The sequence below is a fragment of the Streptomyces sp. NPDC006134 genome, assembly GCF_040628835.1.
Lineage (GTDB): Bacteria > Actinomycetota > Actinomycetes > Streptomycetales > Streptomycetaceae > Streptomyces.
In genome coordinates, this window is record NZ_JBEXTV010000015.1 from 106,324 (window position 1) to 132,762 (window position 26,439).

The 26,439-nt window shown below is 73.9% G+C and carries 23 protein-coding genes and 1 pseudogene; 5 read left to right on the top strand and 19 right to left on the bottom strand.

Translation table 11 applies throughout. The annotated features are described in order from the left end of the window. Positions 1 to 70 precede the first annotated feature (70 nt). The 4 genes from ABZ340_RS12705 to ABZ340_RS12720 form a co-directional block, all read right to left on the bottom strand. Complete coding sequence (locus ABZ340_RS12705; RefSeq protein ID WP_358781753.1) at positions 71 to 1,231, bottom strand: ROK family transcriptional regulator; 1,161 nt, start codon at positions 1,229 to 1,231, stop codon at positions 71 to 73. 349 nt (positions 1,232 to 1,580) lie between these two features. Beyond that, positions 1,581 to 2,126, bottom strand: a complete 546-nt coding sequence (mug, locus tag ABZ340_RS12710) for a G/U mismatch-specific DNA glycosylase (protein ID WP_358781797.1) — start codon at positions 2,124 to 2,126, stop codon at positions 1,581 to 1,583. Then, entirely contained in the window at positions 2,123 to 3,565 is a 1,443-nt protein-coding gene (purB, locus tag ABZ340_RS12715) for an adenylosuccinate lyase (protein ID WP_358781754.1), read from the bottom strand. Before purB ends, mug begins: the two co-directional genes overlap by 4 nt. 207 nt (positions 3,566 to 3,772) lie before the next feature. After that, a complete protein-coding gene (locus ABZ340_RS12720; protein WP_358781755.1) occupies positions 3,773 to 4,186 on the bottom strand; it encodes a MerR family transcriptional regulator in 414 nt (137 codons plus the stop codon). 407 nt (positions 4,187 to 4,593) lie between these two features. Between ABZ340_RS12720 and ABZ340_RS12725 the strand changes: the two genes are divergently transcribed. Then, positions 4,594 to 6,099, top strand: coding sequence for a SulP family inorganic anion transporter (locus ABZ340_RS12725; protein ID WP_358781756.1), 1,506 nt, complete (start codon positions 4,594 to 4,596; stop codon positions 6,097 to 6,099). A gap of 75 nt (positions 6,100 to 6,174) precedes the next feature. On the opposite strand, the gene ABZ340_RS12730 is transcribed toward ABZ340_RS12725, so the two are convergent. From ABZ340_RS12730 to ABZ340_RS12750, 5 genes and pseudogenes are all read right to left on the bottom strand, one after another. Continuing rightward, positions 6,175 to 6,345, bottom strand: coding sequence for a VOC family protein (locus tag ABZ340_RS12730; protein WP_358781757.1), 171 nt, complete (start codon positions 6,343 to 6,345; stop codon positions 6,175 to 6,177). A 480-nt stretch (positions 6,346 to 6,825) separates the two neighbouring features. After that, positions 6,826 to 7,377, bottom strand: coding sequence for a YciI family protein (locus tag ABZ340_RS12735; protein WP_358781758.1), 552 nt, complete (start codon positions 7,375 to 7,377; stop codon positions 6,826 to 6,828). Positions 7,378 to 8,275: 898 nt separating this feature from the next. Beyond that, positions 8,276 to 9,016: pseudogene (locus ABZ340_RS12740) on the bottom strand (SGNH/GDSL hydrolase family protein); the annotation flags it as partial. Between the two features lie 102 nt (positions 9,017 to 9,118). Then, the gene (locus tag ABZ340_RS12745; RefSeq protein WP_358781759.1) at positions 9,119 to 10,132 is read right to left on the bottom strand and encodes a hemolysin family protein; all 1,014 of its coding nucleotides are present in this window, start codon (positions 10,130 to 10,132) and stop codon (positions 9,119 to 9,121) included. Next, positions 10,129 to 11,625 carry a hemolysin family protein gene (locus ABZ340_RS12750; RefSeq protein ID WP_358781760.1) on the bottom strand — a complete coding sequence of 499 codons (1,497 nt, stop codon included), beginning with the start codon at positions 11,623 to 11,625 and terminating at the stop codon, positions 10,129 to 10,131. The genes ABZ340_RS12745 and ABZ340_RS12750 overlap by 4 nt, the downstream gene beginning before the upstream one ends. Positions 11,626 to 12,012: 387 nt before the next feature. Here ABZ340_RS12750 and ABZ340_RS12755 point away from each other — a divergent pair, with 387 nt between their 5' ends. After that, the gene (locus ABZ340_RS12755) at positions 12,013 to 13,590 is read left to right on the top strand and encodes a carbohydrate-binding protein (RefSeq protein WP_358781761.1); all 1,578 of its coding nucleotides are present in this window, start codon (positions 12,013 to 12,015) and stop codon (positions 13,588 to 13,590) included. A 94-nt stretch (positions 13,591 to 13,684) separates the two neighbouring features. Here the strand turns inward: ABZ340_RS12755 and ABZ340_RS12760 are convergent, their stop codons facing one another. From ABZ340_RS12760 to ABZ340_RS12775, 4 genes are read right to left on the bottom strand one after another with little or no spacing between them, the layout of a single operon-like run. Beyond that, on the bottom strand, positions 13,685 to 14,110 hold the full coding sequence (locus ABZ340_RS12760) for a GNAT family N-acetyltransferase (RefSeq protein ID WP_358781762.1): 426 nt from the start codon (positions 14,108 to 14,110) through the stop codon (positions 13,685 to 13,687). A 58-nt stretch (positions 14,111 to 14,168) separates the two neighbouring features. Further along, positions 14,169 to 15,059 (bottom strand): LLM class F420-dependent oxidoreductase, encoded by an 891-nt coding sequence (locus ABZ340_RS12765; protein WP_358781763.1) that lies wholly within the window; start codon positions 15,057 to 15,059, stop codon positions 14,169 to 14,171. Positions 15,060 to 15,105: 46 nt separating this feature from the next. Beyond that, complete coding sequence (locus tag ABZ340_RS12770) at positions 15,106 to 17,673, bottom strand: ABC transporter permease (RefSeq protein ID WP_358781764.1); 2,568 nt, start codon at positions 17,671 to 17,673, stop codon at positions 15,106 to 15,108. 4 nt (positions 17,674 to 17,677) lie between these two features. Next, the gene (locus tag ABZ340_RS12775) at positions 17,678 to 18,619 is read right to left on the bottom strand and encodes an ABC transporter ATP-binding protein (protein WP_358781765.1); all 942 of its coding nucleotides are present in this window, start codon (positions 18,617 to 18,619) and stop codon (positions 17,678 to 17,680) included. Positions 18,620 to 18,776: 157 nt separating this feature from the next. Here ABZ340_RS12775 and ABZ340_RS12780 point away from each other — a divergent pair, with 157 nt between their 5' ends. Beyond that, positions 18,777 to 19,025 carry a toxin-antitoxin system HicB family antitoxin gene (locus ABZ340_RS12780; RefSeq protein WP_358781766.1) on the top strand — a complete coding sequence of 83 codons (249 nt, stop codon included), beginning with the start codon at positions 18,777 to 18,779 and terminating at the stop codon, positions 19,023 to 19,025. 4 nt (positions 19,026 to 19,029) lie between these two features. Continuing rightward, positions 19,030 to 19,404 carry a fic family toxin-antitoxin system, toxin component gene (locus ABZ340_RS12785; protein WP_358781767.1) on the top strand — a complete coding sequence of 125 codons (375 nt, stop codon included), beginning with the start codon at positions 19,030 to 19,032 and terminating at the stop codon, positions 19,402 to 19,404. Here the strand turns inward: ABZ340_RS12785 and ABZ340_RS12790 are convergent, their stop codons facing one another. The 4 genes from ABZ340_RS12790 to bioB all read right to left on the bottom strand — a co-directional run bounded on the left by ABZ340_RS12790 (position 19,405) and on the right by bioB (position 23,770). Then, positions 19,405 to 20,118 carry a class I SAM-dependent methyltransferase gene (locus tag ABZ340_RS12790; RefSeq protein ID WP_358781768.1) on the bottom strand — a complete coding sequence of 238 codons (714 nt, stop codon included), beginning with the start codon at positions 20,116 to 20,118 and terminating at the stop codon, positions 19,405 to 19,407. Positions 20,119 to 20,505: 387 nt separating this feature from the next. Further along, entirely contained in the window at positions 20,506 to 21,225 is a 720-nt protein-coding gene (gene bioD / locus ABZ340_RS12795; RefSeq protein WP_358781769.1) for a dethiobiotin synthase, read from the bottom strand. A gap of 3 nt (positions 21,226 to 21,228) precedes the next feature. Beyond that, on the bottom strand, positions 21,229 to 22,509 hold the full coding sequence (locus ABZ340_RS12800; RefSeq protein ID WP_358781770.1) for an adenosylmethionine--8-amino-7-oxononanoate transaminase: 1,281 nt from the start codon (positions 22,507 to 22,509) through the stop codon (positions 21,229 to 21,231). Then, the gene (bioB, locus tag ABZ340_RS12805) at positions 22,502 to 23,770 is read right to left on the bottom strand and encodes a biotin synthase BioB (protein ID WP_358781771.1); all 1,269 of its coding nucleotides are present in this window, start codon (positions 23,768 to 23,770) and stop codon (positions 22,502 to 22,504) included. Before bioB ends, ABZ340_RS12800 begins: the two co-directional genes overlap by 8 nt. Positions 23,771 to 23,924: 154 nt before the next feature. On the opposite strand from bioB, the gene ABZ340_RS12810 reads away from it, so the two are divergent. Then, a complete protein-coding gene (locus tag ABZ340_RS12810) occupies positions 23,925 to 25,052 on the top strand; it encodes an 8-amino-7-oxononanoate synthase (protein WP_358781772.1) in 1,128 nt (375 codons plus the stop codon). 106 nt (positions 25,053 to 25,158) lie between these two features. Here the strand turns inward: ABZ340_RS12810 and ABZ340_RS12815 are convergent, their stop codons facing one another. Together ABZ340_RS12815 and ABZ340_RS12820 are read right to left on the bottom strand one after the other, a co-directional pair. Continuing rightward, positions 25,159 to 25,383: a DUF397 domain-containing protein gene (locus ABZ340_RS12815; protein WP_358781773.1), complete on the bottom strand. Its 225-nt coding sequence runs from the start codon at positions 25,381 to 25,383 to the stop codon at positions 25,159 to 25,161. Positions 25,384 to 25,392: 9 nt separating this feature from the next. After that, positions 25,393 to 26,256 (bottom strand): helix-turn-helix transcriptional regulator, encoded by an 864-nt coding sequence (locus tag ABZ340_RS12820; RefSeq protein WP_358781774.1) that lies wholly within the window; start codon positions 26,254 to 26,256, stop codon positions 25,393 to 25,395. Positions 26,257 to 26,439 lie beyond the last annotated feature (183 nt).

The following is a 26,439-nucleotide window of genomic DNA, read 5'->3' on the forward strand; positions in this document are numbered from 1 at the left end:
CCGGGCACGGGTCCGCTACTGATGACCGGACATGGGCCCGCTATCGGTCACCGGGCACGGGCCCGTCCGGTCACCGGTGGCGGGCCGTCACCGTCCCGTCCACCGCGAACAGTTGCTCCTCCACGTGGTCCAGGGCCAGCCGCAGCGCCCCGGTGGCCACGGCGGCCTCCCCGAGCAGTGACAGCGCCACCTTCGGCGGGCGCAGGCAGTACCGGGCCAGTTCGCGCCGCAGCGGCTCCAGCACGCCGTCCAGCCCCGACGCCCAGCCGCCGATCACCACCAGCTCCGGATCGAGCGCCAGCGCCAGCGCCGCCACGTCGTGCACCAGCCGCTGGATGAACCGCTCGACGGCTGCGCGGGCCCGCTCGTCGCCCTCCCGGGCCCGTGCGAAGACCTCGGCGACCGCCTGCTCGTCCAGCGGGTGCAGCGGCCGGTCGGTGGTCGACAGCAGCGTCTCCGGCCTCACCTCCCGGCCCAGCAGATGCAGCGCCCCGATCTCACCGGCCGCCCCGCCGTATCCGCGGTGCAGCCGCCCGCCGATCAGCGAACCGGCCCCCGGGCTCAGTCCGGCCAGCACGAACACCATGTCGTCGGAGTCGGTCGCGGCGCCCTTCCAGTGCTCGGCGACCGCCGCCGCGTTCGCGTCGTTCTCCACCAGCACCGGGCACTTGAAGGAACGGCTCAGCCGCTCGCCCAGGCGCAGCCCCGTCCACTCGGGCAGCGCCGTGCCCAGCCGGATCGTGCCGCCCGCCTCCACGATGCCCGGCGTGGCCACGCCCACGGCCCGCAGGGAGCCCCGCGCGACACCGGCCCGGCGCAGCAGCTCGGCCACCGCCGTGCGCAGCCGCTCCAGCCGCTCGTCGGCCGGGGCGGACTCGTCGACGTCCTTGACCTGCGCGCCGATCACCCGGCCGTCCAGGTCGGCCAGGAGCGCCGCGACCCGGTGCGCCCCGATCTCCAGCCCCAGCAGATGACCCGCCTCCGCGCGGAACCGGAACCGTCGCGCGGGCCGCCCCTGCCGCCGGGCGGCGCCCTCCTCCGCGGCCTTCTCGACGACGAGACCCGCCTCGATCAGCCCCTCCACGACGCCCTCGACGGTCGGCCGGGACAGCCCCGTCACCCGCGTGATCTCGGTGAGCGTCGCACAGTCCGTGGCACGCAACGCGTGCAGCACCACCGCGGAGTTGATCCTCCGCAGCAGCGAGGGGTCCCCGCCGGTCAGCCGCCCCACCGTCCGTCCTCCCAGCTCGTGCGCGTGTTGGCCGGATCGTACTCGGCACGCCGTCCCCCGGCGAGCGCGGCCCCGGCCGCCCGCTCGGCCCGGCGCCACGGACCCCGACGCCTACACCGCGATCACCGCCTGCGCGCGGTCCCGCGCCCCGCCCCACCAGGACGGCGCCCTCCCGCTCGGCCGGCTGCGTCCGCTCCGTCGCGCGGCCGGGCCCGGGCCCGGCGGAGCAGGGTCCACCGGATGCCGGGCCCCGGCCATGGGGTACCAGCCACGAGGCCCGATCATGGGCACCAGTCACGGGGTCCCGGCCACGGCCTCGCGCGGGGCGGACGGCCACGGCCCGCCCGGCTCACTCCTCGGCGGCGGCCCGCAGCCGCGCGAACTCCTCCGCCATCGTCTGCGCCGTCCAGTGCGCGTTCAGCCCGCTGGGGTTGGGCAGCACCCACACGCGCGTGTCCCCGATCGTCCGCTCCTGCGGGCCCACCTTCGCCTTGCGGTCGTCGAACGCCGCCCGGTACGCGGTCACGCCCACGACGGCCAGCCAGCGGGGCCGCAGCCGCGCCACCTTCAGGGCGAGCAGCCGCCCGCCCTCCCGGTACTCCTCCGCGCTCAGCTCGTCCGCCCGCGCGGTCGGCCGCGCGACCACGTTGGTGATGCCGAGCCCGTACGACAGCAGCTCGTGCTGCTCGGACGGCTTCAGCCGCCGCGGGGTGAAGCCGGACAGGTGCAGCACCGGCCAGAAGCGGTTGCCGGGGCGGGCGAAGTGGTGGCCGGTCGCGGCCGACATCAGACCGGGGTTGATGCCGCAGAAAAGCACGCGGAGGCCGTCCGCGACGACGTCCGGCACCGGACGGTCGCGGGCGGCCTCCAACTCCTCGGGAGTGAAACGCGTCAGAGGATCGCCCCCGGCGTGTACGCGGCGGCCTGCGGGTGCCGCTTCACGATCTCCTCGACGCGGCCGACGACGGCGGCGACCTGGTCGGCCGCGGCACCGGTGAAGGACAGCTTGTCGGCCATCAGCGCGTCCAGCCCGGCGCGGTCGAGCGGGATGCGCTCGTCGGCGGCGAGCCGGTCGAGCAGCTCGTTGCGCTCGGCGCCCTGCTCGCGCATGGCGAGAGCGCAGGCGACGGCGTTCTCCTTGATCGCCTCGTGCGCGACCTCGCGGCCGACGCCCGCGCGCACCGAGGCCATCAGCACCTTGGTGGTGGCCAGGAACGGCAGGTAGCGGTCCAGCTCGCGGGCGACGACGGCCGGGAAGGCACCGAACTCGTCGAGCACGGTCAGGAACGTCTCCAGCAGGCCGTCCAGCGCGAAGAACGCGTCCGGCAGCGCGACCCGGCGCACCACCGAGCAGGACACGTCGCCCTCGTTCCACTGGTCGCCCGCCAGCTCGCCGGTCATCGAGGCGTAGCCGCGCAGGATCACCATCAGGCCGTTGACGCGCTCGCAGGAGCGGGTGTTCATCTTGTGCGGCATCGCCGAGGAGCCGACCTGGCCGGGCTTGAAGCCCTCGGTGACCAGCTCGTGCCCGGCCATCAGCCGGATCGTTTTCGCCAGCGACGACGGCGCCGCCGCGAGCTGCACCAGCGCGGTGACGACCTCGTAGTCCAGCGAGCGCGGGTAGACCTGGCCGACCGAGGTGAACGCCTCGGAGAAGCCCAGGTGCCCGGCGATCCGCTGCTCCAGCTCCGCGAGCTTGCCCGCGTCCCCGCCGAGCAGGTCCAGCATGTCCTGCGCGGTGCCGACCGGGCCCTTGATGCCGCGCAGCGGGTAGCGGCCGAGCAGTTCCTCCACCCGGCCGTAGGCGACGAGCAGCTCGTCGGCGGCGGTGGCGAAGCGCTTGCCGAGCGTCGTGGCCTGCGCGGCCACGTTGTGCGAGCGGCCGGCCATGACCAGCTCGCCGTACTCCCCGGCCAGCTTGCCCAGCCGCGCCAGCACGGCCACGGTCCGGTCCCGCATCAGCTCCAGCGACAGCCGGATCTGGAGCTGCTCGACGTTCTCTGTCAGGTCGCGGGAGGTCATGCCCTTGTGCACGTGCTCGTGCCCGGCGAGGTCGTTGAACTCCTCGATCCGCGCCTTCACATCGTGCCGGGTGACCTTCTCGCGCTCGGCGATGGAGGCCAGGTCGACCTGGTCCAGGACGCGCTCGTAGGCGGCGATCGCCTCGTCGGGCACCTCGATGCCGAGGTCCTTCTGGGCGCGCAGCACGGCGAGCCAGAGCTGCCGCTCCAGCTTCACCTTCTGCTCGGGCGACCAGAGCGTGGCGAGCTCGGCGGAGGCGTAGCGTCCGGCGAGGACGTTGGGGATGCGGGGCTTGGCGGGAGCGGAAGTCACGTGTACGGATTCTACTGGCGATTCCTGCAGGCCAGCGCCACGGCCCCCTTTGGCGGAACCTACGAGTGGCAGCAGTGCCGAGGAGCGGGCCCGGGGCTCCGCCCTCGTACGGCCGCGGCCGGTTCCGGCTGGAGCCGGCTGCTGCGGTGTCCGGTCCGCACGATCCACCGGGCGAGACGGCACCGGCCGGGAGGTGAGCCTGCGGTTCTAGAGCCGGGCGGGCGGAGCGTTCTGTTCCAGGCGGGCGGCCAGGGTGGCGGCGAAGTCCTCGGCGCGGGCGAGCTGGACTCGCAGTTTTTCCACTTGCTCGGCGGCTGCCTGCTGGTACGTGCGGATGCGCTCCAGCAGGGCCTCGCGTTCGCCGGTGCCGAGGGCGTCGTCGCCGTCCAGACGGTCGGTGGCGTCCAGCAGGTCGCGCATCTGCTCCAGGGTGAAGCCGAGCGGCTTCATCCGGCGGATGACCATGAGGCGGGCGACGTCGGTCTCGGTGTAGAGGCGGAAGCCGCCCTGGGACCGGGCGGAGGGGATGACCAGGCCGGTCTCCTCGTAGTGCCGGATGGTGCGCAGGGACAGCTCCGTCCGCGCGGCGACCTCGCCGATCTGCATGTGCTTGTCGTCCACGCCCGTTCCCCTGGCCCTTCCTGTCGTGGCGGGCCGCATCCCGCGCGACCCCCAGACCCCTACTCTAACGTTAGGGTAGAGTTGATGATGGTGAGGGCAGCACGGCTGCCCCGCCACTGCCGTTCCGGGGCCGATGGCGTCCCCGGCGAAGCCCCGATTCTTGCAGGAGAGAGCGTGCGCGAGCCCATGACGCCGATCGCCGCCGCCTGCCCGCCGTGAGACTTCGCCCCCGGATGTGAGCCGCCCGGCCGCCGCCGCGTGCCGCCCTGCCTCGCGTCCCTCCCCCCGCCGACTTCCGGCCCGGTCCGCGGGCCGTCCGTGGGGTGCCGGCCCGGCCCCTGCGCGTCCTTCCCGCACGCCCCGGTCCACCGGTGGGGTGTGCCTGAACACGACAGGTACACATTTCCTTGTCCTTCACAGCTGTGACTCCCGCCGCGCGGCTGCGCGGCCTGCGCCCCGACTGGCTGAACAACCCCAAGGTCTGGCGCACCGAGGTCCTCGCCGGCCTGGTCGTCGCCCTGGCCCTGATCCCCGAGGCGATCTCGTTCTCGATCATCGCCGGGGTGGACCCGGCGATCGGCCTGTTCGCCTCGTTCACCATGGCCGTCACCATCTCCATCGTCGGCGGACGCCGCGCGATGATCTCCGCCGCCACCGGCGCCGTCGCCCTCGTCATCGCCCCCGTGAACCGTGAACACGGCCTGGGCCACCTGGTCGCCACCGTCATCCTCGCCGGCGTCTTCCAGGTGATCCTCGGCGCGGTCGGCGTGGCCAAGCTCATGCGGTTCGTGCCCCGCTCGGTGATGACCGGCTTCGTCAACGCCCTGGCCATCATGATCTTCATGGCGCAGGTGCCGGAGATGCACGACGTGCCCTGGCCGGTCTACCCGCTGATCATCGCCGGCCTGGCGCTGATGGTGTTCTTCCCGAAGGTCACCAAGGTGATCCCGGCCCCGCTGGTGTCCATCGTCATCCTCACCGTGATCACCGTCGCCGCCGGCATCGCGGTGCCCACCGTCGGTGACAAGGGCGAACTTCCCTCCTCGCTGCCGGTGCCCGGCCTGCCGGACGTGCCGTTCACCCTGGACACCCTGACCACCATCGCCCCCTACGCCCTCGCGATGGCGCTGGTCGGCCTGATGGAGTCGCTGATGACCGCCAAGCTGGTCGACGACATCACCGACACCCACTCCTCCAAGACCCGTGAGTCCATCGGCCAGGGCATCGCCAACATCGTCACCGGTTTCTTCGGCGGCATGGGCGGCTGCGCCATGATCGGCCAGACGATGATCAACGTGAAGGTCTCCGGCGCCCGCACCCGCGTCTCGACCTTCCTGGCGGGCGTGTTCCTGATGGTGCTGTGCATCGTCTTCGGCCCGGTCGTCTCCGACATCCCCATGGCCGCCCTGGTAGCCGTCATGGTCATGGTCGCCTTCGGCACCTTCGACTGGCACTCCATCGCCCCCAGGACGCTCAAGCGGATGCCCGCCGGGGAGATCGCCGTCATGGTCGTCACCGTGATCGTCGTGGTTGCCACCGGCAACCTCGCCATCGGCGTCGTCGTCGGCTCGATCACCGCCATGGTCATCTTCGCCAGGCGCGTCGCCCACCTCGCCCACGTCACCGCCGTCACCGACCCGGACGGTCACACGGTGGTCTACCAGGTCACGGGCGAGCTGTTCTTCGCCTCGTCCAACGACCTCGTCGGCCAGTTCGACTACGCAGGCGACCCGGAGAAGGTCGTCATCGACCTGTCCGCCGCCCACATCTGGGACGCCTCCTCCGTCGCCGCCCTGGACGCGATCGAGACCAAGTACAAGCAGCGCGGCAAGACGGTGGAGATCACCGGCCTGAACGATCCCAGCGCCGACCTCCACGGCAAGCTCACCGGCGAACTCGCCGGCAGCCACTGACCCCCGGCGCCGCAACACCGGAGGACCCCGGCCGGTCGGGCCGGGGTCCTCCGGTCTCCACCCGGCGCCCTGTACCTACGAAGGGCCCCGGTAGGTGCCGAAGGTCCACAAGTTGCCCTCCGGGTCCCGCACCGTGCACACGTACGCCGCGGCGCCCGACCCGAAGCGGGTCTCATGCGGCGCCTCCAGAACCTCACCACCGGCGTCGACCACCCGCCGGTGCACCGCGTCCACGTCGTCGCTCACCACGCAGACCGCGCTGGTCCCCGCCCGCATCCCCCCCCGTGCACGCTGTCCGTGTGCCGGGTCGAACCGAACACCAGCGCACCACCGCCGGGCCGGCGCAGCTCGGCGTGCCCGATCCCGCCGTGCTCATCCGGCGCCGCCACCACCTGCGTGAACCCCAGAACATCGACCAGGAAGCGCAGTGCCGCCCTCGTGTCGTCGTAGTGCAGGACCGGCCATACGGAAGACGGGAAGGCATCAGGCGGCATGCCGCTCATCGTAGGCCCGGAAGCCGCCCCGTCGAGCTGCTCGCCCTCTCGCCGTAGCCGTACAGGAACGGGGCCGTGCTCCCCGCGGGTTCGGGGAAACCGGAAGCCGTTCAGCGCGAACCCACGGGTCCGGCAGTACGCGTCAGGCCGATCCCTCCGCGGGTTCGGGTGAGAGAGGGATGCCGAGCGGTCCGACGGACTTCCGCGGTGCTGATGGCCTGGACGTCCTCCGTCATGAGGGCCGCCCGCCGAACTGCCAGTTGTGCACCTCGATGTCGGCGTACCGGTCCGGGGTCAGGACGGCGCGTGCCGCCTCCGTGTCCGGTGCCCGGAGCAGCGCCGCCGTGCCCAGCCAGGTGGTGCCGTCGTCGGACAGCAGCGGCCCGTAGGCGATCAGTTCGTCCCGGTCGGGCGGCACCGCGAGGTCGGCGGCCTGCCCTGTGCCGAGGCCGAGCACCAGATACCGGTTGCCGCCGGTCCGGCCGCCGGGGAAGTCCCACATGGTGCGCCCCAGCGTGTTGCGCCACCGCCGCAGCAGCACGTCCCGGTAGGCGCCGGCCTGGTAGTTCGGCTCGTCGAAGGCGAAAGCGCGGGCGGCGGCGGGATCGGGCAGGTCGACGATGTGCACGCTCCCGGTGGGTGTGTCGCCGTCGTCGGCGAGGGTCGGGCCCCGGGCGATCATCTCCTTCGCGTACCGGTCCATGTAGGACCAATGCTCTTCCAGCAGCTCGCCGCGCAGCGGCAGGGAGCCGGGCCGGTCGCGGTGGTAACAGAGGAACTCCATGCCCACAGGGTCTCTTCAAGGAGGCGACCAGGGCGAGCGAATTTCACCGCGATGACTGCTCGGCGGCCTCGCCCGGAAGCACGCGTGCCGACTCCGCGGAGCGGATGGCCGTCTTCTCGTCGATGCCGAAGGCGGAGGACAGGTGGAGGGGACGGCGCCGTGGGTGGGGGCCTCTTCGGGCCGGTGGTCGACGCGGAGCCGTTCGGGGGAGGCGGCGGTGCGGCTGCGGGCGGCCCGGGTGGTCCGGAGCCGGCCGGCCGGGCCGGGTTCGACGGCGGTCTTCCGGGTGGCCGGCGGGCGGGAGTCGGCCGTGTACGGCCAGCGGCTGCGGCGGGGGCGAGTCAGCCCAGGACAGCATGGTCGTAGGGGCCGGACCATTCCGGCAGCACCGGCTGGATCTCGCCCATGCAGACTGAGCCGTGAGCCGTGAGCCGTGAGCCGTGAGCCGTGAGCCGTGAGCCGTGAGCGGGGCTCGGGGCTCGGGGCGCGGGCCGCCGTCGAGAGGGAGATGAGGATGCGGGCCCAGACTTCGGCATCACGGCGGATGCCCGGGCTCGCCTCGTGGAGCTCGCGTTCCAGCCACTGGTCGACCGCAGGGGGCACGGTCGCCGGAGAAGAGGGTGAGACGGTCGGGGACTTCGGCGGTCCGCCGTACGCCCCGATACGGGGCGTTCAAGGCGCCACCAGAGCCTCACCAGAGGCTGAGGAAGGGCTCCTGGCTTGGCTACTGGTCCGGCGCGGCACACACGACGCACGCCTCCGAAGGGCCGGCCGCCCTGTGCGTATGCGGCGCCACAGCGGGCGGACCGTCCGGCCAGAGGTCGTCCCAGGACCAGTAGCAGCCGATCTCCCGGCAGTGCTCGGCACACACCGGATCGTCCCAGCGGGGGACCGGCAGCGGCGAAATGTCGTCCCCCGAGGAACGGCCGGTCAGCCGGCGGCCGATCCACGGCAGCAGGTGCTGCCGGGTGAACCGGACGTCCGCGACCCGCCGCGTGACCCACCCCGGCGGAGGCGTCGCCGGCATCGGCGTGCGCCAGCCGGGATCCTGCGGTGCGTAGCCGAGCGTCTGCCACACCGCCTCCGCGACCCGGCGGTGCCCCTCGGCGGTCAGGTGCAGCCGGTCCACGTCCCACAGCCGCGGGTCGCCCAGCGAGGGTGCCCCGTACAGGTCGACGACGAGCGCGCCGTGCCGGGCGGCGAGGTCGTCGATACAGGTGAACAGCGCCTCCATGCGCGGCCGGAAACGCTCCAGGACCGGGCCCTGGCGGCCGGGGCTGCGCATCAGCACCAGCTGTTTGCAGTTCGGCGCCAGCCGCTCCACGGCCTCGGTGAGCAGAGCGCGCACCCGCCCCATGTCGCACTTGGGCCGCAGGGTGTCGTTGAGCCCGCCCACCAGCGTGATCACGTCGGCGCCCATGGCCGCCGCCACGTCCACCTGCTCCTCGACGATCTGCCCGATCAGCTTCCCGCGCACCGCGAGGTTGGCGTACCGGAATCCGGGGGCCCGGGCCGCCATCCGCGCGGCGAGGAGATCCGCCCAGCCGCGGTAGGAGCCGTCCGGCAGCAGGTCCGACATGCCCTCGGTGAAGGAGTCGCCGACCGCGACGAGGCTGGTGTACGTGGGGTTCATCTGCATGGCGACGAAAATGCTATCCCGTGCACATACCCACCGGTCGGCCGCCCCGTCCGCCCTCCCCGTCCGTCCGCCCCGTCCGCCCCCGTCCACCCGCCGCGCGCGTCAGGCCCGCTGCCCGAACAGCTCCCGCAGCACGTCCTCCATGGTCACCAGCCCGGCCAGCCGCCCGTCGGCGCCGAGCACGGCCGCCAGGTGCGTACGGCTGCTCCGCATCGCCGTGAGCACGTCGTCCAGCGGCGTGCTCTCCCGCACCCGCGCGACGGGCCGCATGTCCCGCAGCCGGAACGGCACGTCCCGCGGCGAGGCGTCCAGCGCGTCCTTCACGTGCAGGTAGCCGACGATCCGCCGGCCGTCGTCCACCACCGGGAAACGGGAGAACCCGGACTCGGCCGACAGCCGCTCCAGCCGCTCGGGCGTGATGCCCACGCGCGCGTGCACCACGCGTTCCAGCGGCAGCACCACATCGCGCACCGGCCGCCGGCCCAGCTCCAGCGCGTCGTGCAGCCGCTCCTGCGCCCGGTCGTCGATGAGCCCGGCCTCGCTGGCGTCCTTGACGATCTCGGCCAGCTCGGTGTCCGTGAAGGTCGCCGGCACCTCGTCCCGCGTCTGGACCCTGAGCAGCTTCAGCAGGGCGTTGGCGAAGGCGTTGACCGTGAAGATCACCGGGCGCAGCGCCCGGGAGAGCGCCACCAGCGGCGGGCCGAGCAGCAGCGCGCTGCGCACCGGCTCCGCCAGCGCGATGTTCTTCGGCACCATCTCGCCGAGCAGCATGTGCAGATAGGTGGCCAGGGCCAGGGCGATCACGAACGACACGGCGTGCCCGGCACCGCTCGGCACGCCCATCGCGTGGAACGCCGGCTCCAGCAGGTGCGCGATCGCCGGCTCCGCGACCACACCGAGGACCAGCGTGCACAGCGTGATGCCGAGCTGCGCCGCCGCCATCAGCGCGGACACGTGCTCCAGCCCCCACAGCACGCTCCGCGCCCGCCGGTCCCCCCGCTCGGCGTACGGCTCGACCTGACTGCGGCGCACGGAGATCAGCGCGAACTCGGCGCCCACGAAGAAGGCGTTGACGACCAGGGTCGCCAGACCGATCAGCAGCTGTACGACGGTCACCGTCCGGCCTCCCTGGTCCCCGGCTTCCCCCGGCCTTCCGTGTCCCGGGTCTTCCTGGTTCCCGGCTTCCCCCGGCCTTCCGTGTCCCGGGTCTTCCTGGTTCCCGGCTTCCCCCGGTCCTCCGTGTCCCGGGCCTTCCTGAGCCCGCGCGGGTTGCCCAGGTTCTCGAAGGCCCCCGTCCGCTCGTCGTCCAGCGGCGCGTGCAGCAGGACGCGGGCCGCCCGGTGGCCGGCGGCGTCCACCACGTCCAGCCGCCAGCCGGCCACCAGGACGGTGTCGCCGGCCGCGGGGATGCGTCCCAGGGCGTGCGCGACCAGGCCGGCCAGCGTCTCGTACGGCCCCTGGGGCACCCGGAGCCCGACCGCCGCGAGCCGGTCCACCCGGGCCGCGCCGTCGGCCCGGTACAGGGCGTGTCCGCCCTCGTCCGTGCCGGCCGGGTCCAGCTCCGGCGTCTCGTGCGGGTCGTGCTCGTCGCGCACCTCGCCGACGACCTCCTCCACGATGTCCTCCAGCGTGGCCACGCCCGCCGTCCCGCCGTACTCGTCGATCACCACGGCCATCGTGCGCCGGCCGGAGAGCCGGTCGAGCAGCCGGTCCACGGTGAGCGTGGCCGGGACCAGCAGCGGCTCGCGCATCAGCTCGGAGACCGGGACCCGGGGCCGGCGCTCGGCGGGCACGGCCAGGACGTCCTTGATGTGCGCGGTGCCCACGACCGCGTCGAGGGTGCCGCGGTAGACGGGGAAGCGGGACAGGCCGGTCGCCCGGGTCGCGTTCGCCACGTCCTCGCAGGTCGCCTGGGCGTCCAGGGCGACCACCTGCACGCGCGGGGTCATCACGTTCTCGGCGGTCAGGTCGGCGAGGTTCAGTGTCCGCACGAACAGCTCCGCGGTGTCGGCCTCCAGCGCGCCCTGCTTGGCGGAGTGCCGGGCCAGGGCCGCCAGCTCCTGCGGCCCGCGCGCGGCGGCCAGCTCCTCCGTGGGCTGCACGCCGAGCCGGCGCACGACCCGGTTGGCCGTGTTGTTCAGGTGGGTGATGAAGGGCCGGAAGGCGGCGCTGAACCAGCGCTGCGGATTGCCCACCCGCCGGGCCACGGCCAGCGGGGAGGAGATGGCCCAGTTCTTGGGCACCAGCTCGCCGACGACCATCAGGAACACCGTCGACAGGGCCGTGCCCAGCACCAGTGCCAGGGAGGACGCGGCCGTGCGGGAGACGCCGACGTCTTCCAGCGGGCCCGCGATCAGCGCGGCGATCGAGGGTTCGGCGAGCATGCCGACCACCAGGTTGGTGACCGTGATGCCGAGCTGCGCCCCGGAGAGCTGGAAGGTCAGGTTCCGTACGGCTTTCAGGGCGCCCGCCGCTCCTCGCTCGCCGCGCGCCGCGGCCCGTTCCAGCTCGCCGCGCTCCACGGTGGTCAGCGAGAACTCCGCGGCGACGAAGGCACCGCACGCGAGCGACAGCAGGATCGCCACCAGCAGCAGGAGCACCTCGGTCATGGGCTCACCTCCCTTCCATGATCGGCCAGGCGACGGGGGAGCGCGCGACGGGCGGACGCTCACCGCCGCTCACGGAGGACCGGGCACAACCGTTCATGGAGGCCGAGTGGCCCACTCCGGGCAAAGGATGGGTAAAGAAGGGTGCCGGGCGGCGTTCCCACGGGTGGGGCGGCCCGTCGTCGATGTTCATGTTCGTGAATGACGATCAAGTACACGTCTATTGACGCGTTCACGGCAAGAGCTCTAGCGTCCACGAAGGCACTCCGCAAGCGCTTTCTCCCCACCGTTGCGGACAGGTCCGCCGACCGCGCGTCACGGCGGAACCGTCCACCGATCCGGACGGCACCGAAAACCCCACCGGACGACCCCACCCCCTGGAGACGGACGATGCACCTGAGACCAGTCATCGCCTCCGCCGGCCTGCTGGCCGGCACCCTCGTCGCCCTGACCGGCACCACGGCACAGGCCGCGCCCACCCGCTACGAGGCCGAGACCGCCCCGGCGGTGTGCACCGGCGCCGTCGACGCCGACTGGGCCGGATACTCCGGCAGCGGTTTCTGCAACGGCACCAACGCCGTCGGCGCCTTCGTCCAGTTCACCGTCGACGCCCCGGCCGCGGGCACCGCCGAGCTGACGGTCCGCTTCGCCAACGGCACCACCACCGCGCGCCCGGCGAACCTCCTGGTGAACGGCTCGGTGGCGGCGACGGCGCCGTTCGAGGGCACCGGCGCGTGGAGCACGTGGGCGACCCGGACGTTCACGGTGCCGGTGAAGGCGGGCGCCAACACCGTCCGCCTCACCCCCACCACCTCCGCCGGGCTGCCCAACATCGACCGGCTCGACGCCGAGACGGGCGGCTCCACCACGCCACCCCCCACCGGCACCGTCCTGTACGTGGCGCCGAACGGCACCGACGGCGCGGCCGGCACCCAGTCCGATCCCACGACACTCACCTCGGCGATCTCCCGCATCACCCCCGGCGGCACGATCTACCTGCGCGGCGGCACCTACCGCCACGACCGGACGATCACCATCCCGCCCGGCACCGGCGGTACGGCGAGCGCCCGCACCAAGCTGTCCGCCTACCCGGGCGAGACCCCGGTGCTGGACTTCTCCGCCATGAGCGAGGACCCCGCCAACCGCGGACTCGCCCTCAACGGGTCGTACTGGCACGTCTCGGGCCTCGTCGTCGAACGGGCCGGCGACAACGGGATCTTCATCGGCGGCAGCAACAACATCGTCGAGCGCACGGTCACCCGCTTCAACCGCGACACGGGGCTCCAGCTCTCGCGGATGGCCTCCACCACCCCCCGCGACCAGTGGCCGTCCCACAACCTCATCGTGAGCGCGGAGTCGCACGACAACGCCGACTCCGACGGCGAGGACGCCGACGGCTTCGCCGCCAAGCTCACCTCCGGCCCCGGCAACGTCTTCCGGTACGCCGTCGCCCACCACAACATCGACGACGGCTGGGACCTCTACACCAAGTCCGACACCGGCCCCATCGGCCCGGTGACCATCGAGGACTCCCTCGCCCACAGCAACGGCACGCTCAGCGACGGCACCGTGAACTCCAACGGCGACCGCAACGGCTACAAGCTCGGCGGCGAGGACATCGAGGTCGACCACGTCGTCCGGCGCAGCATCGCCTACCGCAACGGCAAGCACGGGTTCACCTACAACAGCAACCCCGGCACGATGACGGTCTCGGGCAACGTCAGCATCGACAACGCCCAGCGCAACTACTCCTTCGACGCCGGTACGTCGGTCTTCCGGGACAACGTCTCCTGCCGCAGCGGCAGCGGGTCGAACGACCGGACCATCGGCGACGCCGACGCCTCCAACCAGTTCTGGTCCGGCACCAACGGATCGCGCTGCTCCTCCTACGCCGGCGCGCTGCGGTGGTCCTTCGCCGCGGACGGCCGCCTCGTCGTGACCTTCGGCGGCAGCCGGGTCACCCCCTGACCGCGCCGGGCCGGCCGCCGCACCACCGGGCGGCCGGCCCGGCCGCGCCCACCGCCCCGGCGCGTCGCTCCGTCTCGGTCCGCCTCGGCCCGTCTCAGTCCGTCAGATGCTTCACCCAGCGCCGCCACTGCTCCTGCGGCGCGTACCCGGCCGCCCGCCACGCGTGCTGCGCCTGCTCGTTGCGCACCAGCACCATCGCGTCCCCGCGGCGCCCCCCGAGCCGTACGAACCGCTCCTCCGCGGCGGCGAGAAGCGCCGAGGCGACGCCCTGGCGGCGGTGGTCCGGATGCACCGCCAGCCGGTACAGGTGGCAGCGCCAGCCGTCGAAGCCCGCGATCACCGTGCCGGCCAGCCCGCCGTCGCGCTCGGCCAGGATCAGCGCCTCGGGGTCCCGGGCGAGAAGCCGCTCCACGCCGTCCCGGTCGTCGCTGATGCTCGTGCCCTCGGCGGCGACCTTCCAGAAGGCCAGCACACCGTCCAGGTCCTCGGGCCCGGCGGCCCGTATCCGCAGATCAGTCATGCCAAGATCACATCACCCACCGGGCCCGGCCGGACGGCTCTTTCCACGATGCGGACGGTCAGGCGTCGCGCAGGGCCGCCATGACCGGGGCGAACGCCTCCATGGACGGCTCCAGGACGGTCAGGTAGGTGAACCCGTACCGCTCCCGCAGCGCCCGGACCTGCGCGGTGATCTCCTCCACCGTGCCGGCCAGGAGGATCGGCAGCTCCAGCACCTGCGCGGCGGTCAGGTGCGGCACCACGTCCAGGAAGGGCCGCACCGCGGCCTCGCGGTCCTCGGTGACGAGGACCTGCTGGACGAGCAGGTTGAGCTCCGCGTCCTGCGCGCGGTCCGCGGCCAGCTCCCGGTACCGCGCCACGCGCTCGTCGAGTTCCCCGGCCGTGAGCGGGGCCAGCTGCCCCGTCGTGCTGCCCGGCACGGTACGGGCGCCCGTGAAGGCGGCGATGTCGGCGTGCTCGGCGGTCAGCCGCAGCATCCGGTCGCCGTTGCCGCCGATCAGCAGCGGCACCCGGGGCCGCTGCACCGGCTGCGGCCGGTACTCGGGGGAGCCCAGCAGCCGCTCCAGCTCCTCCACCGTGCGCCGCAGATGGTCGACCCGCTCGCGCGGCGAGCCGAACGGCAGCCCGGCCGTCTCGTGCTCCGCCTGTACGTAGCCGGTGCCGAGCCCGAGTTCCAGGCGCCCGCCGGTCAGCGCGTCCGTCGTGGCCACCTCGCGGGCCAGCAGCGCCGGGTTCCAGAACCCCGCGTTGAGGACGAACGTGCCCAGCCGCGGGCGCTCGGTGGCCTCGGCCGCCGCGACCAGCGCCGGGAACGGCGCCGTCATGCCCAGGTGGTCGGGGACGAGGATCACGTCGTACCCCAGCTCCTCGGCCCGGCGGCACTTGGCGCGCCACTCCTCGTCCGGGGCGGGAGACACGAGGTTGACACCGAAGCGGAACGGACGAGACATCAACTCTCCTGGCAGCAGGGGGAACTTGTGGCCGCAGGCGAGTCAATCACTCGTGCGCGATGGCCGCCAGCACATTCATGCGGGATGCACGCAACGCGGGCAGCAGCGCCGCCACGACCCCCACCACCACCGAGCCGAGCACGACCGCGCCGACCATGCCCCACGGGACGGCGAACGCCGTCAGGCCCTCCAGGGCCAGCACGCGCTGGGTGCACACGCCCCACACCAGGCCCAGCGCCAGGCCCAGCACCGCGCCGAACACCGCGATCACCACCGACTCCAGCCGGATCATCCGCCGCAGCCCGCGCCGGGAGAGCCCGATCGCCCGCAGCAGCCCGATCTCCCGGGTGCGCTCCACCACCGACAGGGCGAGGGTGTTGACCACGCCGAGGACCGCGATGACGATCGCCAGCCCCAGCAGCGCGTACACGAGATAGAGCAGGACGGCGATCTGGTCGCGGACCAGCTCCTTGTAGCCGGCCTGGTCGCGCACCTGCACCTGCGGGTAGGGGGCGAGCGACCGCTCCAGGGCCGCGCGCAGCTCGTCGTCGCCCGTGCCGGCGGCGGCGTTCACGTACAGCACGGCGTCCTGGCCGCCCGGCGCGTACCGCTCCAGCGTGGACAGCCCCAGGAGCAGCCCGCCCGGCGTCCGGAACCCCTCGGCGGACTCCCGGCCGGTCAGGGCGCCCACGGTCAGCCCGGCGGTGCGCCCGCCCTGGAACTCGACGGGGACCGTGGCACCGGGGCGGACGCCGTGCTCCCGCGCGAACTCCGCGTCCATCGCCAGGTGCCCCGGCGCGAGCGCGGTCCGGCCGTCACCGTGCGCGTAGGCGAGGTCGGCGACCTCGTCGAGCCGGGGGTCGTAGGCCGTGGCGGTGGTCCGCACGCGGTCGCCGTCCGGCAGCCGCACCGCGACCGGCGCGAACCGGGAGCGGACGACGAGTCCCGCGCCGGGCGTGGTGCGCACCGCGTCGGTGACCTCGCGCGGGAAAGGCACGGAGTTGCCGTTGCGCACGATGAAGTCGGCGCCCAGCGTCCGGTCGATCCGCCGGTCGAAGGAGGCGGTGATCGAGGCGCCGGCCACGGACATCCCCACGGCCAGGGCGATCCCCACCATCAGCGCGGCGGCGGTGGCGCCGGTACGGCGCGGATTGCGCAGGGCGTTGCGCCGGCTCAGCAGGCCGACGGCGCCGAACAGGGCGGGGAAGGCCGCGCCGAGGACCCGGATCACCGGCCGGACCAGCAGGGGGCCCGCGACCACGGTGGCGACGAGCGTCAGAAGGACACCGGCGCCGAGCAGGGACGCCGCCGCACCCGTGCGGGACGCCGCCGCGCACCCGGCGAGCGCGGCGGCGCCCGCCGCCCCGGCGACCGCGCCCACCACCGCCCGCGCCCGCAGCGGCCGGCCCGTGCCGGCCGCCTCGGTCTCCGCGAGCGCCGCCATCGGGGAGACGGCCGCGGCCCGGCGGGCCGGGAGGTACGCCGCCACGAGCGTCACGCCGATGCCGACGGCGTACCCCGAGACCGGTGCCGCCCAGTCGATCACCAGGTCGGTGGAGCGGATGTGCATGCCGATCGCGTTCATCAGCCCGATCAGCCCGGCGGCCAGCCCGATCCCCGCGGCCAGCCCCAGCGTGGCCCCGGCCACGCCGAGCAGCAGCGCCTCGGCCAGCACCGACCGGCGCACCTGGCGCCGGTCGGCGCCCAGCGCGCGCAGCAGGCCCAGTTCGCGGGTGCGCTGGGCGATCAGCATGGAGAACGTGTTGACGATCAGGAAGACGCCGACGAGGACGGCGATCCCGGCGAAGCCGAGCATGACCCACTTGAGGACGTCGAGGAAGCCGCCCAGCCGCTGGACGTCCGACTCGGCCTGCTCGGCGGCGGTCCGGTACGTGTAGGCGTCCGGGCCCAGTGCGGCGGCGACACGCCGCTTGAGCCGCTCGTCGCCGACGCCCTCCGCGGCGTCGACGGAGATGCCGGTCGCGGCGCGCGGGTCGCCCAGCAGGCGTGCCTGTGCGGTCGGCGTGTCGAGGAAGAGCAGCGCGGCGCCGGGGCTGGCGGTGGTGAAGTCGGCGATGCCGACGACCTCGACCGGGAAGGAACCCGGCGGGGCGACCACGGTGAGGGTGTCGCCGATCCGTACGCCCGCGCGGCCGGCGGTCACCTCGTCCAGCACCGCCTGCCCCGGCCCCCGCGGTGCGTGGCCGGACCCGAGCTCGACGGTGCTGCGTTCGCCCGGGGCCCAGGTGCGGCCGATCGTCGGCGCGCCGGTGGTGGGGCTCACCGGCCTGCGCTCGGCGTCGACGACGGTGATGTTCCGGGCCTCGGCGTCCACGCGGGTGGCGGCGACCCCCTCGACACGGGCCACCCGGCCGGCGAGCGCGGCGGGCAGGGTGGCGATCCGGCCCGAGGGGAGGGACTCGTCGAGACCCTCCCGGGGACGGACGGTGACATCGGCCGCCGTCGAGGCGAACAGCCGGTCGAAGGTGCGGTCGAGGGTGTCGGAGAAGATCAGGCTGCCCACGACGAACGCCACGGACAGCATGACGGCCAGCGCCGACAGCAGCAGCCTGCCCTTGTGCGCCAGGAAACTCCGCAGGGTGGCCTTGAACACCGTGTCAGCCCCTCCTCCCCGCGCCCCCGGCGGACCCGCCGCCCCCAGCGGACCCGCCGCCCCTGGCGGACTCGCGGCCCCCAGCGGACCCGCCGCCCTCACCGTCGTCGGACCCACCGCCGCCACCGTCGCCGGATCCACCACCACCACCGTCGTCGTCGCCGGACGGGCCGCGCACCGCGTCGAACCGCTTCATGCGCTCCAGCACCGCCGGGGCCGTCGGCCGCTCCATCCGGTCCACGATCCGCCCGTCCGCCAGGAAGAGCACCAGGTCGGAGTGGACGGCGGCGCCCGGGTCGTGGGTGACCATGACGACGGTCTGCCCCAGGTCGTCGACGGCCCCGCGCAGGAAGCCCAGCACCTCCAGACCGGCCCGGGAGTCGAGGTTGCCGGTCGGCTCGTCCGCGAAGACCAGCTCGGGCCGGGAGACCAGCGCCCGCGCGCAGGCCACCCGCTGCTGCTGGCCGCCGGAGAGCTGCGCGGGCCGGTGCCCGAGACGGTCGCGCAGGCCCAGCGTGCCGATCACCCGGTCGAGCCACCGCCCGTCGGGCCGCCGGCCCGCGATGTCCAGGGGCAGGGTGATGTTCTCCAGCGCGTTCAGGGTGGGGACCAGGTTGAACGACTGGAACATGAACCCGACCCGGTCCCGGCGCAGCCGGGTCAGCTCCCGGTCCTTCAACCCGGTGATCTCGGTGTCCCCGAGCCACACCCGGCCGGCCGACACGGTGTCCAGCCCCGCCAGGCAGTGCATCAGCGTGGACTTGCCGGAACCCGAGGGCCCCATGACCGCCGTGAAACGGCCGCGCACGATGTCGACGTCCACCGAGTCCAGGGCGAGCACCGCCGTCTCGCCCGAGCCGTACGCCTTGGTCAGCCCCCGGGCGCGCGCCGCGAGCCGGCCGGCCGGCTCGGGCGGCGGGGCGTGCTCCGCGGCGGGTGTGGGCACGGGTGCCTCCTTGCTCGGCGACGGGGGCGTGGGACGTCCGTGCCCCGGCCGGGAAAAGGTGATCCGCCTCACACAGTACGGCGAACGCGGTGAACACGGCGTGCGCGCGGCGACGGCGGCCTTGCCGCTGCTAGCGGTACGGCGCTAGCGTCGAGGTATGGCGAAGACCCAGCTGAACGTGCGGGTGGACGAGGACACCGCCCGGGCCGCACGCGAGCGTGCCCTGGCCCGCGGCATGAGCGTCAACCGCTACATCGAGGAGCTGGTCCGCCGCGACGTCGGCGAAGTGGGCCACACGTTCGTGGAGGCCGCCGCCGACTTCATGCGGCAGTACGAGAAGGTGTTCGCCGAGAGGACGTTCACCGACGAGGCGTTCCCCGAGGGGGCAGGCGACGGCCGCCGCTGATCCGTTGGACCACCTGAGAATCGACCTCGCCTGGCTGCTGATGCTCGCCGAGCAGAAGATGCCCACGGACCCCCAGGTCACCGACTGGGGCGCCCTCGTCGCCGCCGTCGCCCGCCACCAGGCCGAGCTCATCGGCGTCCCCGTCTACGACAGCCCGCACGCGCGGGCCGCGGCGCTGCTCCAGTCCCTGATCCGCGTCCCGGCGCTGGAGCGGTCCAACGCCCTGTTCGCCACGGCCGTCGCCTACGCCTACCTCGTGGCCAGCGGCCTGAAAGTCGCCCCGTCGCCGGAGCAGGTCCGCGATCTGGCCCGGCTGGTGCACGACGGCCGGGCGTCCGTCGACGACATCGCCCGGGAACTGCGCCAGTGGTGCCTGTGACTACCCCGCCTCACCGGCGGCGCCGGGGCGCCACGCCACGCCCGTCACGCAGTACGAGGTGGGCAGCCTCGGCCCCTTCTGAGGCATCAGCGTCCGCCGGTAGGGACCGACCTCGAACCCGGCGTCCCTGAGCGCGGCGACCGGGTCGCGGGACAGGTGGCAGCCGCCGTTCAGCGCCGGCCACACCGTCCGGTCCAGCGCCCGCTGGGTGACGCCCATGACCCGGCCGCCGCCCCGCCCGTGCTCGAAGAACCGCACCTCGCCGCCGGGCCGCAGTACCCGCCGCACCTCCCCGAGCGCCCGCGGCACGTCCCGGACGCTGCACAGCACCAGCGACAGGACGGCCGCGTCGAACGCCTCGCTCTTGACCGGCAGCGCCTCCGCCACCCCCGGCACCACGTCGACGGGCACCTCCGCGCGCAGCGCCGCCTCCACCGCCGACTTCCGCAGCACCCGCTCCGGTTCGATGGCGACGACCTCCGCGACCGTGCCCGGGTAGTGCGCGAAGTTCAGCCCGTTGCCCGCGCCGATCTCGATGACCCGCCCGGACAGACCGGCGAGCAGCCGCTCGCGTACGCCGCCCATGCCCGCCCGGGTCTCGGCGGCCGTGCTGATCCGGGCGTAGCAGCGGGCGAACAGCGGGTGGTGCACGGCATCCCGCGGCACCGTGCCGGAGCGGGAAGAACGGGGGGAACGGAGGGAGCGGAGCGGCATGTGACCTCCTCGTGAGGCGGGCCTCACCCCGGATTCTCCCCCGCACACGGCTCCCCGCACCCTCCGCCGCCGGTTCGCTTCCCGCCGGCCACCCACCGCGGACGTCCGCGCGCCCGTCCCCGGAGGGCTGTCCGTCCCTGGGCGGTTGTCCGTCCCTGGGCGGTTGTCCGTCCCTGGACGGCCGTCCGTCCCTGGACGGCCGTCCGTCCCCGGAGGGCTGTCCGTCCCTGGGCGGTTGTCCGCTCTTGGAGGGTCGCCCGTCCCCGGAGGGTCGCCCGCCCTTGGAGGGTCGCCCGTCCCCGGAGAGTTACCCGCCCCCGGGCGGTTGCCCGCCCTTGGAGAGTCGCCCTACCCCGGAGGGTTACCCGCCCCCGGACGGCCGCCCGTTCAGGACGCCTGCCGTGCCCGGAACGCCTCCGCGTCCCACGTGCCGTCGAGCCGCGGCGCCAGCCAGCCCGGTGCCGCCGCGCGGAAGGCGGCCGGATCGAGCGCGCCCGCCCCGGCGGGCACGGCGCCGAGCAGGGGCGCGCCGGCCACGTCCGGCAGGTCGGCGAGATTGCAGCGGCAGGCCAGGTCCGGGTCGGCGGGCCAGCTGCCGATCACCACCCCCGCCAGATCGATGCCGCGCGCGCCCAGCTCACGTGCCGTCAGCTCCGTCGTGTTCAGCGTGCCCAGTCCCGCCGTCGCCACGACCAGCACCGGCGCCTGAAGCAGCCCCGCCACGTCCGCCAGGGTCCCGCCCGCCGCGTCGAACCGGACGAGCAGTCCGCCCGCCCCCTCGACCAGCACCAGGTCGTGCTCGGTGGCCAGCTTGGCCGCCGTCTCCGCCACCGCCTCCGGGTGCACCGGGGCGAGCCCGGCCCGCCGCGCGGCCGTCGCCGGCGCCAGCGGCTCGGGGTACCGGGCGAGTTCGCCCGTCGTCACCGCGTCGCCCGCGAGCCGGGCGACCTCCTGAGCGTCACCGGCCTCGCCGGGCCCCACGCCCGTCTGCGCCGCCTTCAGCACGGCCACCGACCGCCCGGCCGCCAGCGCCGTCGCCGCGACGGCGGCGGTCACCACCGTCTTGCCGACCTCCGTGCCCGTGCCCGTGATCACCAGTACCGTCATCTCTCATCCCTCCCGCGCCGCCGCGCACACCGCCCGCGCGATCCGCGCCACGTCGGCGTCGCCCGTGACGTACGGCGGCATCGTGTAGATCAGGTCGCGGAACGGCCGCAGCCACACGCCCTCGCGCACGGCCGCCCGCGTCGCCGCCGCCATGCCGACCGGGTGGTCGAGCTGGACGACCCCGATGGCGCCGAGGACCCGCACGTCGCGCACCCCCGGCAGCCCGGCGGCCGGCGCCAGCCCGTCCCGCAGCCCCGCCTCGATCCGCTTGACCTCGGCGAGCCAGTCCTGGCCGAGGAGCAGCCCGATCGAGGCGCACGCCACCGCGGCCGCCAGCGGGTTGCCCATGAACGTCGGGCCGTGGGCGAGCACCGGCACCTCGCCCCGCGAGATGCCCTCGGCCACCCGCGCGGTGCACAGCGTCGCCGCCATCGTCAGATAGCCGCCGGTCAGCGCCTTGCCCACGCACATCACGTCCGGGGTCACCGCCGCGTGCTCCGCCGCGAACAGCGCGCCCGTCCGCCCGAAACCGGTGGCGATCTCGTCGAACACCAGCAGCACGTCGTGCGCGTCGCACGCCTCGCGCAGCACCCGCAGATACGCGGGGGAGTGGAACCGCATCCCGCCCGCGCCCTGCACCACCGGCTCGACGATCACCGCGGCCAGCTCGTCCGCGTGCCGCCCGATCAGCTCGCGCAGGTGCTCCGCGTACGCCTCCTCGTACGCGGCCGGCGGGGCGTCGGCGAACACCTGCGGCTGGAGCACGCCGGACCACAGCCGGTGCATGCCGCCCTCCGGGTCGCACACCGACATCGGCTGCCAGGTGTCGCCGTGGTAGCCGCCCCGCCAGGTCAGCAGGCGCCGCTTGCCGGGCCGGCCGAGCGAACGCCAGTACTGGAGGCACATCTTGACCGCCACCTCCACCGACACCGAGCCGGAGTCGGCGAGGAAGACGTGCTCCAGGCCGTCGGGCGAGATGTCGACGAGGAGCTTCGCCAGCCGCACGGCGGGCTCGTGGGTGAGCCCGCCGAACATCACGTGGCTCATCCGCCCGAGCTGCTCGCGGACGGCCTCGTTCAGCACGGGGTGGTTGTAGCCGTGGACGGCCGACCACCACGACGACATGCCGTCCACCAGCTCGCCCGACCCGTCGGCGAGCTTCAGCCGCACCCCGCTCGCCGACTCCACGACGAGCGGGGCCTCGCGGCCGGGCATGGGGCCGTACGGATGCCAGACGTGCCGCCGGTCCAGCTCCAGCAGCTCGGGCACGCTCGGCTCAGGCATTGGGCGCCAGGTCCGTTCCGGCGCCCCGGCGGCGTACGGCGACCAGGTCGGTGCGGGGTTCACCGGCCCCCGGCACGGAACCGCGGACGCCACCGCCTTCGTGCGTGCCGCACCCGCCACCACCGCCGCCGCCCTCGTGCGATCCGCACCCGCCGGTGGAACCGCCTCCGTGCGATCCGCACCCGCCGGTGGAACCGCCTCCGTGCGATCCGCACCCGTCCGCGGAACCGCCTCCGTGCGCCCCGCACCCGCCGCCCGCCCGATGCTCCGGCAGCGTCGCCTGCCCGGTGCCCTCCACCTCGAACCCGGCGTCCGCGATCATCTCCAGGTCGGCCTTGCCCGCCTGGCCCTCGCTGGTGAGGTAGTCGCCGAGGAAGATCGAGTTGGCCAGGTGCAGGGCGAGCGGCTGCAGCGTGCGCAGGTGCACCTCGCGCCCGCCCGCGATGCGCACCTCGACGTCCGGGCAGACGAACCGCACCATCGCCAGGATGCGCAGGCAGCGCTGCGGGGTGAGGTTCCACTCCTTGGCCAGCGGCGTTCCCTCGAACGGGATGAGGAAGTTGACCGGAACCGAGTCCGGGTCCAGCTCACGCAGGGCGAAGACGACGTCGACCAGGTCCTCGTCGCTCTCGCCCATGCCCGCGATCAGCCCGGAGCAGGCGGACAGCCCGGCCGCGTGCGCCTTGCGCACGGTGTCCACCCGGTCGGCGTAGGTGTGCGTGGTGGTGATGTCCCCGTACGTCGCCTCGGACGTGTTCAGGTTGTGGTTGTAGGCGTCCGCGCCCGCCTCGCGCAGCCGCTCCGCCTGGCCCTCGGAGAGCAGACCGAGGCAGGCACACACCTCGACGCCCTCGTTCGCGTCCTTGATGGCCTTGATGGTCTCGGAGACCCGGTCCACGTCCCGGTCGGTGGGACCGCGCCCGCTGGCCACCAGGCACACCCGCTTGGCGCCCCCGGCCACGCCCGCGGCGGCGGCCTCGGAGGCCTCGCCGGGCTTGAGCCAGGTGTACTTCAGGATGCCGGCCTGCGAGCCGAGCCGCTGGGAGCAGTAGGAGCAGTCCTCCGGGCACAGGCCGGACTTGAGGTTGACGAGGTAGTTGAGTTTCACCCGCCGCCCGAACCAGTGCCGGCGCACCCGGCCGGCCGCGGCCACCACGTCGAGCAGGTCGTCGTCGGAGGTGGCGAGGACGGCCAGCGCCTCCTCGCGCGTCGGCGTCTCGCGCCGAAGTCCCTTGTCCACCAGCGTCTTCAGCAGATCCATGGGAGCCGATCCTGTCCTACTCGGCCGCCCCTGGCCACGGAGACTCCTTACAACTTCGGCGATTCACCGTGTGGGTATCACCACACCTCGGGCGGCGGCCCCGGCCGCTAATGTCTGTGCACTGCCTACAAAACCCCGCACCACCGGAGGACCCATGGCGTTCGGCTGGATCGACGAGCAGGCCGGGCTGCGCCGCCGCGCCGGGCTCGTCCGGAGCCTGCGGCCCCGCCCGGCCGGCACCCCGCTCCTCGATCTGGCGGGCAACGACTACCTGGGCCTGGCCCGGCACCCCGAGGTCGTCGAGGGAGCCGCCCGGGCCGCGCGGGTCTGGGGCGGCGGCGCGACCGGCTCCCGGCTCGTCACCGGCACCACCGAGCTGCACACGGAGCTCGAACGCGAACTGGCCGCCTTCTGCGGCGCCGAGGCGGCCCTCGTCTTCTCCTCCGGCTACACGGCCAACCTCGCCGCCGTCACCGCGCTGGCACCGCACGGCTCGCTGATCGTCTCCGACGCCGGCAACCACGCCTCGCTGATCGACGGCTGCCGGCTGGCCCGCGGCACCACCCAGGTCGTGGCACACGCCGACCCGGACGCGGTGCGCAAGGCGCTCCAGATGCACGACGGGCCCGCCGTCGCGGTCTCCGACACGGTGTTCTCGGTCGACGGCGACGCCGCCCCGCTGGCCCGCCTCGCCGAGGCGTGCCGGGAGTACGGCGCCGGGCTGGTCCTCGACGACGCGCACGGCCTCGGCGTACTCGGCGACGGCGGGCGCGGCGCCCCGCACGCGGCGGGGCTCGCGGGCGCCGGCGACGTCGTCGTGACGGTCACGCTCTCCAAGGCGCTCGGCAGCCAGGGGGGAGCCGTGCTCGGCCCCGCCCGGGTGATCGACCACCTGGTCAACGCGGCCCGGACGTTCATCTTCGACACGGGGCTCGCCCCCGCGGCGGCCGGCGCGGCCCTGGCGGCCCTCGGGCTGCTGCGCCGTGAGCCCTGGCGGGCGGAGCGGGCCCGTGCGGTGGCGGGCGAACTGCACGCGCGGCTGACCGCCGCGGGCCTGACGGCGGTGCGTCCGGACGCCGCGGTGGTCTCCGTGCGCGCGCCCTCGGCCGAGGACGCCGTGCGGTGGGCGGCCGAGTGCCGGGCGGCGGGCCTGGCCGTGGGGTGTTTCCGTCCTCCCTCCGTGCCCGACGGCGTCTCACGGCTCAGACTGACCGCCCGTGCGGACCTGACCGGGGAACAGCTCCGGCACGCCGTGCGGGTGATCTGCCGGACGCGGCCGTGAGCCGGCGGGGCACGGCCGCGTGCCGCACGCTGCCCGGCGGGTCAGCCGGGCGTGACGGGACCGGACGGAAGCGGGCGCACCGGCCCCGGGCGCACCGGTTTGGGGTTCACCGGAGCCCGGAGAGGAAGTCCGCCCAGCTCCCCGGGGAGAAGAGCAGCGCGGGCCCGGCCGGGTCCTTGGAGTCGCGTACGGCGAGCAGTCCGGCCCAGGGGCCGGCGGCCGGCCGGGCGGTCTCGACGCAGTTGTTCGCGCCCGTGCTGTAGCTGCTGCGCAGCCACCGCACACCGGGCAGCCGGGTGCTGGAAGGGACGGTGCGAGGCAGTGCGGACATGGTGCCTCCTTACGCGCCGGCCGCTGTCGCGGCGATGAAATCCAACGAGTCCTCGGGCGAAAGGGCGTGGATCCCAAGGGCGTTGAAGGCCTCGGAGTAGGCCTCCAGGTCTTCTTTCCGTTCCAGATAGAGGCTACTCGTCAAGTGGTCGAGAACGACCACATCCAGATCAGAAGTGCTCGAAAATGAGAAGATTACGAAAGAGCCGGTGACACCGATGTGCGCCCCGGCGCCGAACGGCAGGACCTGGAGGCGTACGTGAGGCAGCCGTGCCGCCTCCACCAGCCGCTCCAGCTGCCGGGCCATCACGCCGGGGCCGCCCACCTCCCGGCGCAGCACCGCCTCGTCCAGCACGGCGCGCAGTTCCAGCGGCGGATCCCTGCGCAGCACGTCCTGCCGGGCCAGCCGCACCTCCACCAGCGCGTCCAGCCGCTCCTCCGGCACTCCGTCCACCGCGGCCCGCGTCACCGCCCGGGCGTACTCCGGCGTCTGCAGCAGCCCGGGGACGACGGTGGTCTCCAGCGTGCGCATCGCGCTCGCCTGGGACTCCAGGCTGATGAAGTCCCGGTACGTCGGCGGCAGCACTCCGCGATAGGCGTGCCACCAGTGGTGGTGCCGGCCGGTGCCGCGGCCGGAACCCGCCAGGACGAGGAGCAGGTCCCGCAGCTGGGGATCGGCCACGCCGTAGGCGTCCAGGAGTAACCGCACATCGGCCGGTTTGGCACCGCTCGTTCCGGTCTCGATCCGGCTCACCTTGGACTGGTGCCAGCCCACGAGCCGGGCGGCCTCACCACTGGTGAGCCCTGCCGAGGTGCGCAACGCGCGCAGTTCGGCGCCCAGCTTCCGGCGGCGGACCGCAGGACCGTGCTGCATGGGCCTCTCCTTACTCCTTCCGGGCCGCCCGAATACGGTCTGTCGTCGCAGAGTTCACCGCATCGAGCGACAGATATATGCATATCCCGGTGGATCGCCGCCCTTCACCGGCGGGTGATGGCAGTCTGGCGACGAAGCACCAGTCCGGGACCGTACTCGAACCATCCGGCTCCGTGCCGGGCT

Coding starts and splice junctions, on each gene's coding strand:
- ABZ340_RS12735 (WP_358781758.1), bottom strand. CDS start 7,377: ATGGAGTTCCTCTGTTACCACCGCGACCGGCCCGGCTCCCTGCCGCTG.
- ABZ340_RS12750 (WP_358781760.1), bottom strand. CDS start 11,625: ATGACCGAGGTGCTCCTGCTGCTGGTGGCGATCCTGCTGTCGCTCGCG.
- ABZ340_RS12755 (WP_358781761.1), top strand. CDS start 12,013: ATGCACCTGAGACCAGTCATCGCCTCCGCCGGCCTGCTGGCCGGCACC.
- ABZ340_RS12760 (WP_358781762.1), bottom strand. CDS start 14,110: ATGACTGATCTGCGGATACGGGCCGCCGGGCCCGAGGACCTGGACGGT.
- ABZ340_RS12765 (WP_358781763.1), bottom strand. CDS start 15,059: ATGTCTCGTCCGTTCCGCTTCGGTGTCAACCTCGTGTCTCCCGCCCCG.
- ABZ340_RS12780 (WP_358781766.1), top strand. CDS start 18,777: ATGGCGAAGACCCAGCTGAACGTGCGGGTGGACGAGGACACCGCCCGG.
- ABZ340_RS12790 (WP_358781768.1), bottom strand. CDS start 20,118: ATGCCGCTCCGCTCCCTCCGTTCCCCCCGTTCTTCCCGCTCCGGCACG.
- bioD (WP_358781769.1), bottom strand. CDS start 21,225: ATGACGGTACTGGTGATCACGGGCACGGGCACGGAGGTCGGCAAGACG.
- ABZ340_RS12800 (WP_358781770.1), bottom strand. CDS start 22,509: ATGCCTGAGCCGAGCGTGCCCGAGCTGCTGGAGCTGGACCGGCGGCAC.
- bioB (WP_358781771.1), bottom strand. CDS start 23,770: ATGGATCTGCTGAAGACGCTGGTGGACAAGGGACTTCGGCGCGAGACG.
- ABZ340_RS12810 (WP_358781772.1), top strand. CDS start 23,925: ATGGCGTTCGGCTGGATCGACGAGCAGGCCGGGCTGCGCCGCCGCGCC.
- ABZ340_RS12815 (WP_358781773.1), bottom strand. CDS start 25,383: ATGTCCGCACTGCCTCGCACCGTCCCTTCCAGCACCCGGCTGCCCGGT.
- ABZ340_RS12820 (WP_358781774.1), bottom strand. CDS start 26,256: ATGCAGCACGGTCCTGCGGTCCGCCGCCGGAAGCTGGGCGCCGAACTG.